The sequence below is a fragment of the Pseudothermotoga hypogea DSM 11164 = NBRC 106472 genome (assembly GCF_000816145.1).
Taxonomy (GTDB): domain Bacteria; phylum Thermotogota; class Thermotogae; order Thermotogales; family DSM-5069; genus Pseudothermotoga_A; species Pseudothermotoga_A hypogea.
This window is the reverse complement of record NZ_CP007141.1, coordinates 1,859,251-1,876,365: the sequence shown is the minus strand read 5'-3', so window position 1 is coordinate 1,876,365 and position 17,115 is coordinate 1,859,251. Positions and strand designations below refer to the sequence as shown.

The following is a 17,115-nucleotide window of genomic DNA, read 5'->3' as shown; positions in this document are numbered from 1 at the left end:
CGAAGGGGGCTTTCGCCCCCTTCCTCATCTTTCGAGTTTTGGAGGCTGATTCGATGCATGCTCAGAGTAGGTTCCCAAACAAATTGCTTCCGTACATTCTTTTGTCGCCTTCCATAGTTGTGATCGCTGTGTTCTTCATTATCCCAACCGTGAAGTCGATCTACCAAAGTTTCTTCAGAGTTTCCCCGTTCGGTGACAGACGAATTTTCGTGGGATTCGACAACTTCGTTAGGCTTTTCAATTCCCCAGCCTACGTCCAGAGCTTGCTCAGAACGTTGATATTCGCGACAGCCGTTGTCTTGATTGGACTATCGTTCTGCATGATTGTGGCTGTGCTGTTGAATCAGAGAATAAGAGGCATGTCTGTTTTCAGAACCTTCTTCATATGGACCTACGCAATATCACCAGCGATCGCTGGCACCATTTGGGCGTTGATGTTCAATCCGGCTACCGGTCCTGTTGTCTACCTCGTGAAATTGTTGTCGGGGAAATCCATCAACTGGATGAACGACGGAAGGCTTGCCCTCGCCATTGTAATCGTGGCAGCTGTTTGGAAGATGCTCGGTTACAATGTGATATTCTACCTTGCAGGTTTGCAGGCGATTCCAACCGAGTTACTGGAGGCAGCATCCATAGATGGGGCGAACGGCATCAAGCGTTTCTTCAGAGTGACCTTTCCACTCCTGTCACCAACGACGTTCTTCCTGCTGATCATGAACATGCTGTACGCATTCTTTGAAGTGTTCGGTCTCATAGATATCATGACCAAAGGTGGACCAGGGAACGCAACGGAAGTGCTGGTCTACAAGCTTTACAAGGACGGTTTCATATCGATCGACATAGGTTTCGCTTCAGCTCAGTCTGTGGTTCTCTTTGTCTTCGTCACAGTCTTGACCATCTTGCAGTTCCGTTACACTCAGCAGAAAGTCTTCTATGGTTAGGTGATGGGAAATGAAGGTGTACAAAAGGCAGAAGATCCAAGTCTACGTCGTTCTTTCGATATTGTTGGTCGTCGTCATGTTTCCCGTTTATTATGCGTTCGTCATGGCGACACTCAATGACAAGGATTCTTACAGTTTTCCACCGAAATTCCTACCGAGTTTCCACCTGATCCAGAACATGAGAGAGGCCTGGAAGTCAGCCAAGATGGGAAGGCTCATGTTCAACAGTGCTTTCATTGCGATTGTGGTCGCTCTCGCGAAGATACTTTTTTCTATTCTCGCCGCGTTCGCTTTCACCTACTTTGGTGATTTCAAAGGAAAGTATCTCTTCTTTTCTCTAATACTCATTACTCACATGTTACCCCTACCGGTGAGACTCTTGCCAACCTACGATCTCATGAAAGCTTTCAAGTGGGTCAACACCTATTACGCGCTCACGGTACCGTTCTTTGCGAGCGCCACGGGTACCTTGCTGTTCAGACAACTGTTCTTGACTGTCCCTGGTTCCTTAGCTGATGCGGCGAGGATAGACGGTGCTGGCCCGATGAGATTCCTGTGGCACGTGTTGTTACCACTGTCGAAGACGAACATGGGTGCACTATTCTTGATAGAGTTCAACTACATATGGAACGAATATCTTTGGCCGCTCATCATCACGACGACCCCAGAGATGCGTGTCGTTCAGATAGGGATAAAGATGCTGCTCGCTTCGGAGGCTCAAGCGGCCGATTGGAACGTCATCATGGCTGGCACGATTATGGCGATGTTACCACCTCTCGTGATGCTACTCATATTCCAAAAGACTTTCATGGAAGGTTTCAGCATGAAGGAGGAAAAGTGAACTACATATGGCTGAAAAGTTGAAGCTCTTCATATTCGATGTTGGAGGCGTTCTGTGTGACGGTACCTCAGTTGTCCTTCCGATTGCTGGGCACCTCGGCCTGAGCGAACGAGAGTTTCTCACACTGGCTCAGAAGGCGGGCCTCAGAGAGCTTCAAATTGGAAAGATCTCCGCCAAAGATTTTTGGAAAAACTTCTCCAAATTTTTCGGCCGAACGATCGAACGAGATCTCTGGGCTGAGTTCTTCAAGCCTGTTCTCAAACCAGACACAGTGCGACTGATAGAAGAGTTGAAAACGAAGTACAGAGTCGTCGCCGGGACAAACACAATAGAGTCACACTATCTGATCCATTCACAGCAGGGACATTACGACGTGTTCGACCGAGTCTACGCGTCTCACCAGATCGGCCTGATGAAACCACAGAAAGAATTCTTCTTGTACATATTGGAGAGCGAATCGGCAAAACCTGAAGAAACGTTCTTCGTGGACGATACGATCGAGAACGTTGCGGCGGCCAGAGAAATAAACATACGTTCGTTGCTGTTCACGAGCGCCGAGAAGTTGAAGCAAGAGCTGGCCTCACTTGGGATTGATTGAGAAAACGCACAGCTTTTGATTCATGTTTGTCTGGCGAATCCCCTCTGGAGAAGCCTTGGGATCACCTCGTTGTTCACAACATATTTCGGTATCTTACCGCTGAAGAAATCCACAATGGACTCGGCAGCTATCATGTTCATGCGAAGTATAGCTTCGTACGTGTGTGCCCCAACGTGTGGAGTCATTATCACGTTGGGACAGTCAAAGAAAGGTGAGTCTGCTGGAAGCGGTTCTGCGTTGAACACGTCCAGCGCCGCACCAGCGATCTGACCGTTCTTGAGGGCTTCAATGATGGCTTCCTCGTCGACAACACCACCACGCGCGGTGTTTATGAGATACGCCGTTTTCTTCATCAGAGAAAGTTTCTCACGATCGATCAGATGTCTCGTGCTTTCGTTCAAAGGCACGTGCAGACTGACGAAATCGCTCTGCCTCAGTAATTGATCGAGCTCCACCTTTTCAAAGCCCAGTTCTCTCAGAACGCTTTCCTCTACGTAGGGATCGTACACGAGCACGCGCATACCGAGGCACAGCGCCCTCTTGGCGACTTCTTTTCCAATCGAACCAAATCCGACGACGCCCAAAGTCTTGCCGTGGAGTTCCAAACCAACGCTCGAGACAAACTGACGCTTCTGATAGAGCGTGTTGTGCAGATCGATGAGTTTCTTACTTAAAGCGAAAATGAACCCTATCGTTAGCTCAGCCACAGAAACTGCGTTCGCGTTGGGTGTCACAGTCACGGGGATTCCAAGCTCGGTGGCGGCCTCGAGATCTATGTTGTCGACTCCTACCCCATGTTTTGCAATGATCTTGACGGAAGAATTCTGCATCATCTCACGTGTTATCTTCTGAACACCCACTATCACGGCGTCGAAGCCTTTGAGACCATCGGCATCCACATTTTCTCTTCTCTCGACTTCAAAACCGTTGTCCTGCAACAACTTCAAAGGTTCGTTAGAGTACTTTCCAAAAGTTCTGGCCAGAACCAAGACTCTCTTCACCGACATCGCCTCCGTCTCAGTACTTCAACTCGGATATTGCCAGTCTGCTCTTTTTAAGATTTTCTATCGACGAAGGATCTTTCACGGCAAGCAACGTGTAGATCGTGTCCAAAATGACCAACTGTACTATACGGGAGGTCATGGCATCGGTCCGGATCTTCGTTTCTTTCGTGTTCGTCACGAGCACCACCGTGGCCAACTTTGCCAAACTGGACTTGCCGTTTCCCGTAATTGCGACCACTGGTATACCCATCTCGATGGCCTTCTTCGACAGAGCAACTATCGATTTGGTTTCGCCAGTGTGCGAAATTGCCACAACGAGATCGTCTTTTGCCGCGTTCGCAAGGAGTGTGACCATGATGTGTTCGTCGTTCGAGAACAAGCAGTGCTTTCCAAGACGAGAGAACTTGTGAAACGCATCGAACGCGACGGCCGCCGAGGCGGCAAAGCCGAAGAAGAAGACTCTCTTGGCCTTCAGAAAGAGTTCCGTCGCTTTCTCCAAGCTCGTCGCGTCGATCGTGTCGAGTGTGTCAAGTATCGCTCTCACAGTGGCTTTAAAAATCTTCTGAGTGATCGTTATAGTGTCGTCACCCTCGGTAATGTCCTCGTAGACTATCTCCAAAGGTGCTTTCGACAGTTCCTGGGCCAAGAGGACCTTGAACTGTTGAAAACTCGTCAGACCTATTTTTCTGTAGAACTTGACTACGGACGCCTCGCTCTTCACACCCGATATTTGGCTTAACTCGCTTATCGAACACTCCAAGACTGCCCTCGGATTCTGAAGAATCGTATCCGCGATCTGACGCTCCGCCTTCGTCAACGTCCTATAGTTCTCCCTTATCGCTTGAAGTACGTTCATACATCGCCCCCCAGTTTCAAGCCGTCGTTGCACCTCCGTCGATCACGATGTAACTACCGGTCATGAAAGCAGCTTCGTCACACGCTGCGAATAGTATAGCAAAGGCGATCTCCTCCTCCTTTGCCAGCCTTCCGACGGGCTGTCTTGCGATCATCTCTGCGAGCACTGCGTCCGGATCCTTAGACGCTCTGACTCTTTCTGCAAGACCCTGAGAATAGGTGGTGCCAGGACACACGGCGTTCACTCTGATGTTGTCTTTCACATAGTCGATGGCCAACGACTTGGTCAACCCCAGCAGTGCTGCCTTCGAGACGCTGTAAACGCACCTATTCGGTATCCCTTTGAGTGCCGCCACAGAGGAAACGTTCACTATCACACCCCCACCCACCTTTTTCATCTCCGCAACGGCGTATTTGGCAAGGAACATGGGCCCTTTGACGTTGATGGCCATCGTTCTCTCGAAATCTTCCTCGGTGAGATCTTCTACTTTTCCAGATGGGACTATGCCCGCGTTGTTCACGAGTATGTCCAGCCGATTGAATTCATTAACGGTCTGCTTCACTATTTTCTCCGCTTCCGAAACCTTGGACACATCTCCGTGGACGAAGATCGCTACTCCTCCATTCTTCTTGATCATCTCGACAGTTTCATTGCCCCTCTCAGCGGATATATCGTTAACTGCGACCTTTGCACCCCTCTCCGCGAACATGATCGCAGCCTTCCTGCCTATGCCAGAACCTGCACCGGTGATGAGAACCACTTTCCCCTCAAAGTTCATTCTGAACACCTCCTCAACCGAATATGAGTTTCGGTATCAACAGTGAAAGTTGTGGGAAGAAAATGACGAGAAGTATTACGATGATCGTGGCTATCAAGAACGGCCAGGACGCCTTCGTGTACTCTTCCAAGGTGGCTCCCAGGACGCTGCAGCCTGCGTACATCGAAGCGCCAACGGGTGGGGTCTGGTTACCCATCGCCGCGGAGAGTATGAAGACCAGACCAAAGTGCACTGGATCTATTTCCAACCTTCGCGCCACGGGCAGAAGCACTGCGGTGGTCATCAGGATCAGAGCTGTGGCATCGATGAAGAGGCCAGCGAAGATCAAGAACAACATGATGATTATCATCAGTACGTAAGGATTGTTCGATATACCGAGCAGGAAACTGGCTAACGTTTCGGGCACCCTCTCCCACACCATGCCGTAACTGAAGATGTTCGACATCGCTAAGATCGCCAGGACTGCGCCAATGTCCCCGATTGAGTTCTCGAGTGTCTCGCTGAAGAACTGTTTCAGGTTCATCTCTCTGTGTATCAAAAATCCGACGATCAAGCCGTAAATCACTGCGAAGGAACCGACTTCTGATGGTGTGAAGATGCCCGTTCTCAGACCCAGTATCAACAACACGGGGAATATCAAAGCCCAAATGCTCTCCGACAAAGCTCGCGCGATTTCTTTCCTCGAAGCTCGCTTCTCCCTCTCAGGTTGAAGCCCAAGTCGTTTCGCAACCAAGTGGATAACGAACATGTAGATCATCATGAGCAACAAACCCGGTATGATACCTGCCGCAAACAACCTTCCGATAGAAACTTGACCGATCGTACCATACAGAATGAATGCTATACCGGGCGGTATTATCGGCACGATTAAGCTCGTCCAGACGTTGACAGCCACAGCGAAACCTCGAGGATAGCCTCTCTTCAACATCTCCGGACCAAGCATCCTTGTCTCCATCGCTGCATCGGCGATGCTTGAACCCGACACGCCGCCCATCAAGGTTGACAAGACGGCTGAAACCTGTCCCAATCCACCTCTCATGTGTCCCACGAGTGAGGACGCAAAATCCAGCAAACGTTTCGTCACACCCGCCGAATTCATCACACTGCCTGCGATGATGAACATCGGAATGGCGAGCAACGTGAAATTGATGATCTGTGAAAGCGCCAACTGAATTGGGATGGTGATCGGAAGGTATGGATGTTGCAAGAACCATATGAAGCCCGCAATACCTATGGCGAACGCAATGGGCATACCCAAGAGCATGAAAACCAGAAACGCTACAAGCATCCAGAGCATGTCATTTTGCCTCCTTGACAACTTTATTGCTGAACTCCTTGATTATCTTTTGCACCGTTGATCTGGCCAACAGAGCCGCGCCAACAGGAACTGCCATCGTGACCCATGCATAGCTGAAGTTCGGCATCCCCTGGAACTTTCTGAACCTCTGTGTCCAGGTCAGTTGAGCACCCCAGATGATCATGTAGACACAGAAGGCAAGAATTATTAAGAGCATGACGATCCTGATCACTCTCTGAACCTTTGCTGGTAGCCTCTTAACGAACAGGTCGACCGACATCATTTTGTTTTCGCGCCAGGCAATATCCATTGCGAAAAAACAAGCCCACGCAAACAGGAAGGAGCTGAAATCAACCGCCCAGTTCATGGAGTTCTTCAGAAACCTTGCCACACCTGAAGAAAACACCATGACGATCATAACGATCAGCAACAACTTCGCCGCAGTCTTTTCGAATCTCACCAGATACTCGTCGAACTTCTTCACGATCTCTCACCTCGTAAAAGAGTATAAAAAACCCAGCCCCCTGGGGGACTGGGTTCAACTCACTCGCCTCTGACTTCCTTGATGAGTTGCTGCAACGCGTCCATTATGCCGAGTTTGATGTAAGCCTGTTTCGCCGCCTCCATGAACGCTGCCTTGTCAACGTCGCTGATCACTATGATGCCCTTTTCGATGCATTTCTGCTTGAACTGCTCGCTGAGTTCCGTCATGATCTTCATCGAGACTTCAATACCAGCCTTGTCGCACTCTTCTTCGATGATCTTCTGATATTCGGGTGGCAGGCTTCTGAACCACTTGGCACTGACAACTTCGAAGTTGATCAGTAGTATGTGCCCCGTCTCAGAGGCATACTTTACGACCTCGTACAGCGAGCCATTGTAAACGTTTGCATATGTCAGCTCGGCACCATCGCAAGCCTTCGTTTGAATCGCCGTGTAGATCTCGCCGAAGGCTATGGCTACAGGTTGTGCTCCAAGTGCCCTGATGGACTCCTGCCAAGCTGGCGACGGTGGTGTTCTGATCCTCAATCCAGACAGATCTGCAGGTTGCCTGACAGGCTTGTTCGTGAAGAAGTGTCTGTAGCCCTGCACCCAGAAGAAAGAGAGGACTTTGAAGCCGTACTTGTTCTCGAGTTCGTCGAGCCACTTCTTCATGGAGGGTGACTCTTTCACTTTCTGCAGAGCCTGAATGACTTCTTCTGGTGTTTTCGCACCCATGAAGTCGATGAAGTAAGCGATGTTCATAACACCAATTGGGGGAACGTACATGCCCATTCGTGCCGAGTCCGTGTTCTGTCCCACCGGTGCACCGGCCCTGATCTGTTCGAGTATGTCTTCCTCCACGCCGAGCTGTGCGCTGTGGAACACCTCGATCTTCACATCTCCGTTGGTTCTTTCCTCCACAGCTTTGGCCCACTTCAAGAACGCTTCGTGGTAAGGTTCTGTGGCCGCGAGAACATGGTTGAACCTGAGTACGTACTTGGGTGCCGCGAGCAATGTGCTGACAACGATTGCCACGATGGTCAAGACCAGCAGCTTTCTCATAACTACTCCCCCTTTGAGAAAAATATTTTGACAAACTCCCACAAAGTAGTGGGATGTCAAAAAAATTATATATGAAAAAGGGACCCCTTGCAACAGGGGTCATCTGTTAACGTTTCTCAAAGGTTTCCAATCCAGCTGTAAAAGCGTTATGAAGTGCTTACCGGAAACGCTTTTGCGTTCGTTTCTGTTGACAGGTCTCATGGTGCAAGCCCAGTCAGCGTGATGCAGAATCATCGATCTCGCGATTGCACTGAATTTTTTCTACACCATGGTGTCTGACTATCAAAGAAGCGAAGATATAAGGATAAGGATATCTCGCTGGACCGCGTGGACTCTTCTATGTTAGTTTTGACTCTTATTTGGGGGATTTTGCATGTTGCTTTGAATCATAGGAAACCCTGGAAACGAGTCCCATGCGCGGTTTTCAGGTCGACTTCTTGCTTTTCTTCAAAACAGTTGCTCTAAATCTACCACTCTGTAAGGCAGTGTTACTGTATCACCTGCGTATCGGTCAATTTCTTCTCGAGCAAGAAACTCGAAATCGGTAGAAGTAATTTATGCGATGTACCTGTTTGTCGGTTCCGACGCATGCAGAAACACAACACTCATGGAAACACTCGCATCGCTTGTCTGGATGTTTTCTCAGCCCAGGTCTTGCCGCACTGGTTGGCTTGGTGTAACATAGCCGTGTGGAGGTGTCGCAGGTGGGAATATACGTCGGTGTAGACATAGGTACGACTGCTGTGAAGGTGATCCTCTACGATTCTGAAGCGTTGAAGGTTTTGCTTGACGTCAGCGAACCTTACGATGTGTTCAGTGTTGGTCCCTCTATGTTCGAGCAGGACCCTTTCCAGATCGAGAACGCCGTGTTCAGAGCGTTGAAGAGAGTGGGAGAGGAGTTTCACCACGTTGATGGTATCGTTCTCGACAGCATGCTGCATTCTCTGCTCTTTCTCGATAAGAACTTTGAGCCCATGGGTAACGTCGTTCCTTGGGTAGATGAACGGTCCATACCCCAGGTGTTCCAGGTGAAGAAGGATAGAGAACTCACAAAGTTCCTCCAAAACACGGCAGGTTGCGCAAGCAACTTCGCGTATCCTCTCTTCAAACTCATGTGGTTCGCACAGAACCAACCCGAAAAGATCGAAAGAGCGTGTAAGATCGTCTCGATCAAGGATTACATATTCTACAGACTCACCGGAACTCTGGTCAGTGATATTTCCGTTGCTTCTGGAACAGGATTCTTGGACATTCACAGAAAAGTTTGGTTGACCGACGTTCTCAAAGCGTTGGCAAACGTCGATGAAACCAAGTTGCCGGAGCTCGTCTCGCCACGTTTCGCAAGAGAGATGATCAAGGAAGCGTGTGAAAGAACGGGATTCTCCAAAGGCACGATCGTTTTTGCGGGTATCTCGGACGCCGCAGCTTCGAGCATAGGTTCCGGCGCAGGTGTGGACGATTCGGTGACCATCTCTTCGAGCAGCAGTGCGGCGATAAGGTCCATCGTGAGTGAGCCACCGAAGGATTATCCATCACCTGGTGTGTGGTGTTACGTTGTGGACGAAGACCATTACATCGATGGAGTGGCGACGAGCAACGGTGGGATTGTCTTCGACTGGTACGTGAAACTGTTCTCCAGACACGACCATGTACAGATCATAAAATCGATCGAAGAGAACTTCCACAACGTGGACATCTCGCGCGCTGTTCTGTTCTATCCGTTCGTGTTCAGCGAGAGATTTCCGGAACTGGATCCAAGACTCAGCGCAAAATTCTTGAATCTTCGCGGTGATACGACAGAATGGATGGTGGCACGAAGCGTTTTGGAGGGCATCATCCTGAATCTTAGAAGGATCTTTGATGTGGTGAAACTTCTACCCAAGCAGTGTGATCGGATCTACTCGACCGGTGGCCTGACCAGAGCCGACGTGTGGACCAAGATGCTCGCGACTGTCATCAATCAGAGGGTTATCGTACAGAGCAAGAGACAGGGAACCGCCTTAGGAGCGATCTGGCACCTGCTTGGTGAAGATCACAGAAAAAAGGCTATGGAAGCACTGAAAGGTGAGCTCGAGGTCTACGAACCGGACGAGAAGCTCGTGCCTTATTATCAGAAACTGTACGAGTTGTGGGCAGAGAAGCTTTGAGAATCACGAGGCGAACTGAATTTGATAAAGTTGATAGTACACGCCCTGTCGTGCCAGTAGCTGTGCGTGCTTGCCTTCTTCAACTATCTTACCGTTATGCACGACCAGTATTCTGTCCGCGTTCTTCACGGTGGAAAGTCTGTGTGCGATCATGATCATGGTCTTTTCTTTGGAAAGTTCTCTTATCGCTGCCTCTATTCTTGTTTCAGTTTCCACATCGATGTTGCTCGTGGCTTCGTCGAGTATGAGGATCTTGGCGTCGAACAAAACGGCACGCGCGAGAGCGATGAGCTGTCTCTCACCGGCGGAGAGCGTGTAACCTCTTTCGACGATCTTGGTGTGGATTCCATCAGTCAGGTGAGACACGATGTCGTAAGCGTGGACCTTCTTGAGGGCCTCGACGACCTGTTCTTCGCTGTAGGATTCGTCGAACAATCTCACGTTGTCAAGAATCGTTCCTGTGAACAGAATCACATCCTGGGGAACTGCTGCTATTTGCTTCCTGATTCTCGTCAGATCGTACTCGAACATGTCTTTCCCATCGATGAGGATCCGTCCCTTCTGTGGTACGTAAAGTCCGTTGATAAGGTTCATCAAGGACGTCTTTCCCGCACCCGTTTCGCCAACAATTGCGGTCAGTTCTCCGGGATTGAAAACGACATTGATCCCCTTCAAGATCCACCTTTCTGAATCGTAACTGAACCAGACATCTTCGAATTCCAGCTTGCCCTTTTCAATCCTCAGATCGCTGTTTTTCTTTCCGCTCGGTTCTGGTTGTTCGTCCATAAGGGAGAATATCTTTTCGCACGAGGCCGTGGTGTTCTGGATTATGTCGTATTTTTCGGAAATATCTTCCAACGGTCTCATGAAGGTGTCTATATAGGAAATGAAGGCGTAGAGTTCACCGAATCTGATGCTCTGCTGCAAGATCATTCTCGCTCCAAAGTAAATGATCGCACTCGTGGCCATGTGCCTCACAAAGCTTATGAAAGGTCGAAAGATGCCGAACACGTAAAGCTGTTTGAGCTGAGATCTATAGAGTTCCGAGTTCACCGAGTCAAATTCTTTTCTTTTATAATCCTCAGCGAGGAAAAGTTTTATCACGCTCATCCCGCTGATGTGCTCCGCAAGGTAAGCATTCACTTTCGCTAAGTTGGTCCGCACTTCTCTGTAGACTTTCAGATCGAAGTATCTGAACAGGATCATCGCAACCGCTATGATGGGGAAAATGAAGCTGCTCGTTGCGAACAGTCTCGGGCTGAGACGAACCAGGAAGTATATCGTACCTGCGAGGAGAAACACATCCTTCACCATCGCCGTGATGACGCTCGTGAAGAACTCTTGTATGTTCTGGGTATCGTTGACGATCCTGGTGGTGATCCTACCCGATGGGTTTCTGTCAAAGAAGGACATGGGCAAGCGAAGAACCTTTCTAAAAAGCTCCGTACGCACATCGTGAACGATCCTGTTGCCTAAGTACGACGTGATAAAAGTGCTGAGATAGCCAAACAAGAATTGTGCCGCGAACACACCCACCACTGCGAAACCAAGCCTGGAGATCCCAGAGAGTCTCTCAGACTCGGACAAAGCCTCGTTGTTCAAATAACCGTCTATGATCGTTCTGATCAGCTGTGGTGGCAACAGATCCACCACGGCTGAGACGAGCACCACGAATATCGCAAGCACAAAAAACCACGCGTAGGGCTTTGCGTACTTGAGTAACCTTTTCAAGGTGATCACCCCAAAAGTTAGTTCCACGAATTATTCTATCATGCAACGTCGAGTCTGAAGAACCTCGTTCTGTTAAACTGGTCCTTAAAGAAAGTGATCGTTCCAAGATCTTTGAGCAAAGCCCTCAATGGATCTTCCTGTTCTGGTGACATCTCCATGATGATCGTTTTTCGAGTGAGGAGGGAAGGATCGGAAAAGAAATTTCGGTAGAACTCGAGTCCATCTTCACCGGCAAAGAGTGCCTCGTGTGGTTCTCTTAAAACGTCGAGTGGTAGTTTGGCACCTGTTGGAACGTACGGCGGATTCGAAACGATGAGTTGAACATCACTGAGGACAGGCAGCAAGGGAGTCAAATATGCACCCTTCAGAAGCTGGACACGTGCTCTGTACCGTTCAACGTTACGCTTGGCAACCTCGAGGGCTTTTTCACTCACATCCGTTGCGAAAACTTCGCCTTCACTTCTGAGCGCGATCGCTATAGCTATGCAGCCCGTACCGGTGCCTATGTCCGCCACCACCTTGAAACGCCTTTCTTCGATGAGTTCCAAAGCCAAGTCGACCAGGATTTCCGTCTCGATGCGTGGCACGAACACCCCTTCGCACACGTGGAGTTCCAAGCCGTAAAAATAACATCGTTCTGTTATGTACTGTAGTGGATAGCCACTCGCGCGTTTCTTCGCGAGTGAGATCGCCACTTGACACACTTTCTCGGGAATTTCTTCTTCGAAGTTCATCAGCAACCTTTCGCGGGTCTGGGAGGTAACTTTGCTGAGTATGGACAAAGCCTCCGAACCTGGCGATTCGGAGGCCTCTTTCAGGACGTCTTTGAGAATCGTGTAAAGCTCTCTCAGTTTCATATCCCAAACTTTTTTCTTATCTCCTCGCTCATTCTGTCGGGTGTCCAGGGTGGATCGAATGTCAGGTTGATCTTGACATCTTTCACGCCTTCGATCTGCCTGACCTTGTCTTCAGCATCCTGCAAGATGAGCCCAGCCAGAGGACACGCTGGTGTTGTCATCGTCATCGTGACCGTCACGTTGTTTTCGTTGTCTATGGCCACATCGTACACGAGCCCGAGGTTCACGATGTCCAAACCTATCTCGAAATCAATGACTTGTTTCAAAGCTTCAAGTACCTTTTCCTTCGTGATCAAGCTAACATCCCCTCAAGAAAGTTTTTCGAGAAGATCGCTGAGTATTGTTACATGAGACATCTCTTCACGAACTATCAGACCGATCTTGTCCCTACCGAGTCCCTGTGGAATCATTTCTTTCAGGCCCAGGTAGAAGATTATCGAATCTTTTTCAACGTCGATCGCTATTCTCAGCACTTCCGAGAGCGATCTGACCTGGTTGAATCTCGTTGTTGGATCGAGCTTTGCGTCGAACACCTTACCACTCACCATCGCTCTCAGATAAGCTGCAGCCTCGCCTTGAGGATCGAGGAACTGAGAGATCTCTCTTTCCTTGTTAGCGAGATCGAGTCTCATCTGATGAAACCTCTTCTCGTGTTCTTTTTCCATCTCTGCAAGCTTCAAAAAGATGTTCTTTTTGGTGTATTCTGGAAACATCTCAGCAGCTTTATTGTAGAAAACAACGCCGTTTCTTTCGATCTGCTCGGCCATTTCGAAAATCTCATCGATGTTGAACATGAAGATCACTCCCTCTTTGCTAATTGTGCATCAAGCATTATTATACCAGCAAAGCTATCTTTTATACGCTCGAGCAAAGACAAAATCTTCTGGGCATTTGCCTCTTCTTCAATCTGCTCGTTAACGAACCAGTTCAAAAAGACAAGGGAAGCGCTGTCGTTCAACTTTCTTGCAAGATCAACGAGGTTGTTTATGCTTGCCGTAACTTTTTGCTCGTGCTCGTAAGTGTGTTTGAAGACTTCCAACGGCGAAGACCAATCTTTCCTTGGTTCGTCCAGTGCGTACAACTCCACCCTTCCACCACGCTCGTTGATGTGCTCGAAAAATTTCATCGCGTGACCAACTTCTTCCTGGGCTTGTTTCTTCATCCAGTGGGCCATTCCTTCGAGATTTTCGTGTTCAAAGTATGCGGCCATTGAAAGATAGAGATAAGCCGAATCGAGTTCCTTCTTGATCTGCTCGTTGAAAGCCTTTTCGATCTCCTTGGGGATCATGACTCAACACCTCCTAACAGAATTATATGAAAAAGGCCCCAGCGGGGCCTCGATCTCATATTTTTTTGTGGCAGAACCACCAATCGAAGCACTTGTACTGTTCTTTCCTCTTGGCAGCTTCTTCAACGCTCGTCGCTGGTGGAACGATGACTTCATCACCGATCAGTTCGTTGTTCGGCCAGTCCGCCGGTATAGCAACCTTGTTTTCGTCGGCAACCTTGAAGGCCTTGACGATCCTTACTATCTCGTCCATGTTTCTTCCAACTTCCTGGGGGTAATACAGTATCGCACGTATGACACCATTTGGATCGACAAAGAACACGGCCCTGACGGTGTTGCTTCCCTTTGCTGGATGAATCATTCCAAGCATCTCAGCAACTTTTCCGGTGTCTGCAATGATTGGAAATTCGATCTCCACGCCAATGTTCTCCTTGATCCACTCAACCCACTTGATGTGCGAAAACACTTGATCCACGCTCAGTCCAATCAGCTCTGCACCGAGTTCTCTGAACTGGTTGTACCTCTTTTGGAATGCCACGAACTCGGTCGTGCACACAGGTGTGAAATCTGCAGGATGACTGAACAGAACGAACCATTTACCTTTGAAAGCATCTGGAAGCTTCATCTTGCCGTGTGTCGTGACCACCTCGATCTCTGGAAACTTTTCACCTATCAACGGAATCGCCATAAGGACACCTCCCTGTTTTGCTTTGCAGTTATATTATACCCCACGGTATGGAGGTGATTCATATTGTATACATAACAACACTCAACGTTTACTCTCATACCAAAAAGTAAAGATCCCACGCCCAAAAAATGCAAGGGCAGGTCAAAGCCTGCGCTCTCTATCTTTACCAAATGGACGATGACAACACTTTCGGCAGGAATTTTCGAACAGTAGCGAGTGCAACGCCTTCTTCCCAGTTCGCGTGAGCGAGCTGGAAATCCACATCGCCTATGAACTCCGCGTTGAATTTTTCCTCAACACATCGTTTTAACAACCTCACCATATCGTCGTTCACGATGCCTTCTCCCAGAAACACGACAGAGCTCGGTTTGAGCACCATGATCAGATTTCCAAGAACCAGAGACAACCTCCTGAAGGGTTCAATGTAATGAATTTCCATGGACTTGAAATTCGATCGGGCCTTCGCCCTGATTTCCTCAACGATGGATCTGTACTTTTCTTCCTCGTTCATAGCAAAATCTTCGAAATCTATGTCTTTTCCAAGGTAAGATTTGATCACGGCGTATTCAGAAGAATGATATTCGAGACAACCAGTTTGCCCACAGTAGCATTTTCCTTCGCTCGCGACGATCGCATGTCCTATCTCAAAGTGTTTTGCGTGTCCGTTGTTCCAAAAACTTGCACCTATTCCCGTTCCGTAACTGACCGCGAGGAAGTCGTTTTTTTCGTGGTTGGACAAAAAATATGCGAGTGCGTCGACGTCGTTCATCAAGACAACGTTGCCGATGTCCAAAGAAGTCTCGAGAAGTTTTTTGATATCGAGCCTTCTCACGTTCATGAGGTGCGAAACGACGATCTCGCCACCTGAAACTATACCGGACGAACAGATCCCAACACCGAGCAACCTTTCGCTCTTGAGCTCTTTAACAATTCCTAAAACTGCGGAAGCATAACCTTCGTTGTTTCTCATGTGCGAAAAGATGCGAATCGAGCTTTTCCTTACAGGACGCATCGCTGCGTCGAAGAGAACTCCTCGCACCTCTTCTCGTCCTACCTTGATACCAATGACAGACCAGCGAGAAGCATCGATGCGGAGCAACTGCGAAGGTCTTCCCCTGCTCGGTTCGGTCTCTGCGACGTCGATGAAACCTTCGTTCAAAAGTTCTCGAACGATGTAACTCAGTGTGCTTGCCGAAAGGCCTGTCAGGCTCGAAAGCTCCGCTCGTGACATGGGCCCATGCTCAAACAAGCACTTCAACACGCGCAACTTGTTCTCTTTTCTCAGAGCTGGGGCCGGCAACTTCTCACCCCAAAACTTCGAGAAACGTCTTCAAGTAATTCATGAGGTTCGCCGTCGTGATGAACTTCTCCAGCACGATTTTTCTTCCCTGTTCACCCATTCTTCCTCTCAAATTCTCGTCTTTCATCAGTTCGAGTATATATCCCGCAAGTTCATCTTTCTCCCACGTTAGATAACCGTTCTCACCGTGTTTGATTTGGATCTTCACACCTCCGACGGGTCTCGCCACCACGGGCACTCTCTTGTACAAAGCTTCACTGATAACCAGTCCGAAGCCTTCCCTGGTGGCTGTGTGCAACGCAACTGTGCTGCTCCTTTGTATCGAGTTCACTTCTTTGCTTCCAACCCCTTTCAGGTTCGTGCAAAACTTTATGTCCTCATCTGTTCCGGCGTAGCGTAGGACTTTCTCGAAAAAGATCCAGCCTTCAGGATCGTCCGAAGCCATTGCAGAAACGATCGCAAGCTGGACGGAGGGAACCTCACGTTTGACGAGTCTGTAAACATCTATAGCCGAAAAAAGGTCTTTCCACGGATCAAACCTGGCCACAACAGTTATCAGAGGTCTTTGTGGATCTATCTCGAGTTTTTTCAAGACCTCTCTGACAAAATTCTCGTTCAGCTCGATGTTCTTCTCACTGAGAGGATCTATGCTCGGTGGAAAGGCCCGACATTTTTCTTTCACGTTGCTCGGGAAGTACTCTTCCAGATGGAAGATCATTCTGTTGTAATCGCTCACGTACGAGGAAAACCTATTCCACACCGTTTGATTCGGTGTTGAAAGATCTATGTGACAGCGCCAGATCCACTTCGTACTGGCTTTCGCTTTTGCGAAGGACCTGATCGCGGCCGGTTGAGGATCGTGGATCACCACGATGTCTTCATCCCCGTCGATCAGTTCAGCGTTGGCCCTGCACACATCCTCGTAGAGTTTCCATTCTTCTTCCGTGATGGGAATCTCCGCTCCCTGCAGGGTGTTGTGGAACTTCTTGGTGACGTTGAAGAATTCTCCGGGCGCTTCTATAACCCGCCATTCCGTTTTCAGACCGACCGAGTTCATCAACGGCACCAGGCTCTGCAGTATCTCAGCCACGCCACCGCCGTAAGCTGTTGCGTTGATGTGAACCACTTTCAAACCCTTGAGAGATGTGGCAAGCTGTTTGATCTCTTCCACCTGTTGTTCAACCAAGCCTCGGTACTCCTCTATGGATTTCTCTGCGACTTTGACTCTCATGGACTTCCTCCTC

General features: G+C 49.0%; 18 protein-coding genes. 4 read left to right on the top strand and 14 right to left on the bottom strand.

Features of this window, described 5'->3' with window-relative positions; all coding sequences use genetic code 11:
* The first annotated feature begins 53 nt into the window (after positions 1-53).
* Genes AJ81_RS09200 through AJ81_RS09190 form a run of 3 tightly spaced genes read left to right on the top strand, consistent with a single transcriptional unit; the run spans position 54 to position 2,380 of the window.
* Positions 54-941 (top strand): carbohydrate ABC transporter permease, encoded by an 888-nt coding sequence (locus AJ81_RS09200; protein ID WP_031502342.1) that lies wholly within the window; start codon positions 54-56, stop codon positions 939-941.
* A 10-nt stretch (positions 942-951) separates the two neighbouring features.
* Positions 952-1,782 (top strand): ABC transporter permease subunit, encoded by an 831-nt coding sequence (locus AJ81_RS09195; RefSeq protein ID WP_031502345.1) that lies wholly within the window; start codon positions 952-954, stop codon positions 1,780-1,782.
* A gap of 7 nt (positions 1,783-1,789) precedes the next feature.
* A complete protein-coding gene (locus AJ81_RS09190) occupies positions 1,790-2,380 on the top strand; it encodes an HAD family hydrolase (RefSeq protein ID WP_031502347.1) in 591 nt (196 codons plus the stop codon).
* Between the two features lie 20 nt (positions 2,381-2,400).
* On the opposite strand, the gene AJ81_RS09185 is transcribed toward AJ81_RS09190, so the two are convergent.
* Genes AJ81_RS09185 through AJ81_RS09160 form a run of 6 tightly spaced genes read right to left on the bottom strand, consistent with a single transcriptional unit; the run spans position 2,401 to position 7,860 of the window.
* Positions 2,401-3,381: a phosphoglycerate dehydrogenase gene (locus AJ81_RS09185; protein ID WP_031502349.1), complete on the bottom strand. Its 981-nt coding sequence runs from the start codon at positions 3,379-3,381 to the stop codon at positions 2,401-2,403.
* Between the two features lie 16 nt (positions 3,382-3,397).
* Positions 3,398-4,240: a MurR/RpiR family transcriptional regulator gene (locus AJ81_RS09180; RefSeq protein ID WP_031502351.1), complete on the bottom strand. Its 843-nt coding sequence runs from the start codon at positions 4,238-4,240 to the stop codon at positions 3,398-3,400.
* A gap of 16 nt (positions 4,241-4,256) precedes the next feature.
* Entirely contained in the window at positions 4,257-5,018 is a 762-nt protein-coding gene (locus tag AJ81_RS09175; RefSeq protein WP_031502352.1) for an SDR family NAD(P)-dependent oxidoreductase, read from the bottom strand.
* Between the two features lie 13 nt (positions 5,019-5,031).
* Positions 5,032-6,315 (bottom strand): TRAP transporter large permease, encoded by a 1,284-nt coding sequence (locus AJ81_RS09170; protein ID WP_031502354.1) that lies wholly within the window; start codon positions 6,313-6,315, stop codon positions 5,032-5,034.
* Between the two features lies 1 nt (position 6,316).
* Complete coding sequence (locus AJ81_RS09165; RefSeq protein WP_031502356.1) at positions 6,317-6,799, bottom strand: TRAP transporter small permease; 483 nt, start codon at positions 6,797-6,799, stop codon at positions 6,317-6,319.
* Positions 6,800-6,858: 59 nt separating this feature from the next.
* Complete coding sequence (locus AJ81_RS09160; RefSeq protein WP_031502358.1) at positions 6,859-7,860, bottom strand: C4-dicarboxylate TRAP transporter substrate-binding protein; 1,002 nt, start codon at positions 7,858-7,860, stop codon at positions 6,859-6,861.
* A 704-nt stretch (positions 7,861-8,564) separates the two neighbouring features.
* On the opposite strand from AJ81_RS09160, the gene AJ81_RS09155 reads away from it, so the two are divergent.
* Positions 8,565-10,007: a gluconokinase gene (locus AJ81_RS09155; RefSeq protein ID WP_031502360.1), complete on the top strand. Its 1,443-nt coding sequence runs from the start codon at positions 8,565-8,567 to the stop codon at positions 10,005-10,007.
* 3 nt (positions 10,008-10,010) lie between these two features.
* On the opposite strand, the gene AJ81_RS09150 is transcribed toward AJ81_RS09155, so the two are convergent.
* The 8 genes from AJ81_RS09150 to AJ81_RS09115 form a co-directional block, all read right to left on the bottom strand.
* Entirely contained in the window at positions 10,011-11,747 is a 1,737-nt protein-coding gene (locus AJ81_RS09150) for an ABC transporter ATP-binding protein (protein WP_051368974.1), read from the bottom strand.
* A gap of 29 nt (positions 11,748-11,776) precedes the next feature.
* A complete protein-coding gene (gene prmC, locus AJ81_RS09145; RefSeq protein WP_051368763.1) occupies positions 11,777-12,595 on the bottom strand; it encodes a peptide chain release factor N(5)-glutamine methyltransferase in 819 nt (272 codons plus the stop codon).
* A complete protein-coding gene (locus AJ81_RS09140; protein ID WP_031502364.1) occupies positions 12,592-12,891 on the bottom strand; it encodes a metal-sulfur cluster assembly factor in 300 nt (99 codons plus the stop codon). The genes prmC and AJ81_RS09140 overlap by 4 nt, the downstream gene beginning before the upstream one ends.
* Positions 12,892-12,903: 12 nt before the next feature.
* A complete protein-coding gene (locus AJ81_RS09135; RefSeq protein WP_031502365.1) occupies positions 12,904-13,389 on the bottom strand; it encodes a ferritin family protein in 486 nt (161 codons plus the stop codon).
* A gap of 5 nt (positions 13,390-13,394) precedes the next feature.
* Positions 13,395-13,883 carry a ferritin gene (locus tag AJ81_RS09130; protein WP_031502367.1) on the bottom strand — a complete coding sequence of 163 codons (489 nt, stop codon included), beginning with the start codon at positions 13,881-13,883 and terminating at the stop codon, positions 13,395-13,397.
* A 55-nt stretch (positions 13,884-13,938) separates the two neighbouring features.
* The gene (locus tag AJ81_RS09125; protein WP_031502370.1) at positions 13,939-14,571 is read right to left on the bottom strand and encodes a peroxiredoxin; all 633 of its coding nucleotides are present in this window, start codon (positions 14,569-14,571) and stop codon (positions 13,939-13,941) included.
* A 163-nt stretch (positions 14,572-14,734) separates the two neighbouring features.
* The gene (locus AJ81_RS09120; RefSeq protein ID WP_257008779.1) at positions 14,735-15,838 is read right to left on the bottom strand and encodes an ROK family transcriptional regulator; all 1,104 of its coding nucleotides are present in this window, start codon (positions 15,836-15,838) and stop codon (positions 14,735-14,737) included.
* Positions 15,839-15,875: 37 nt separating this feature from the next.
* Positions 15,876-17,102, bottom strand: coding sequence for a glycosyltransferase (locus AJ81_RS09115; protein ID WP_031502373.1), 1,227 nt, complete (start codon positions 17,100-17,102; stop codon positions 15,876-15,878).
* Positions 17,103-17,115: the final 13 nt, after the last annotated feature.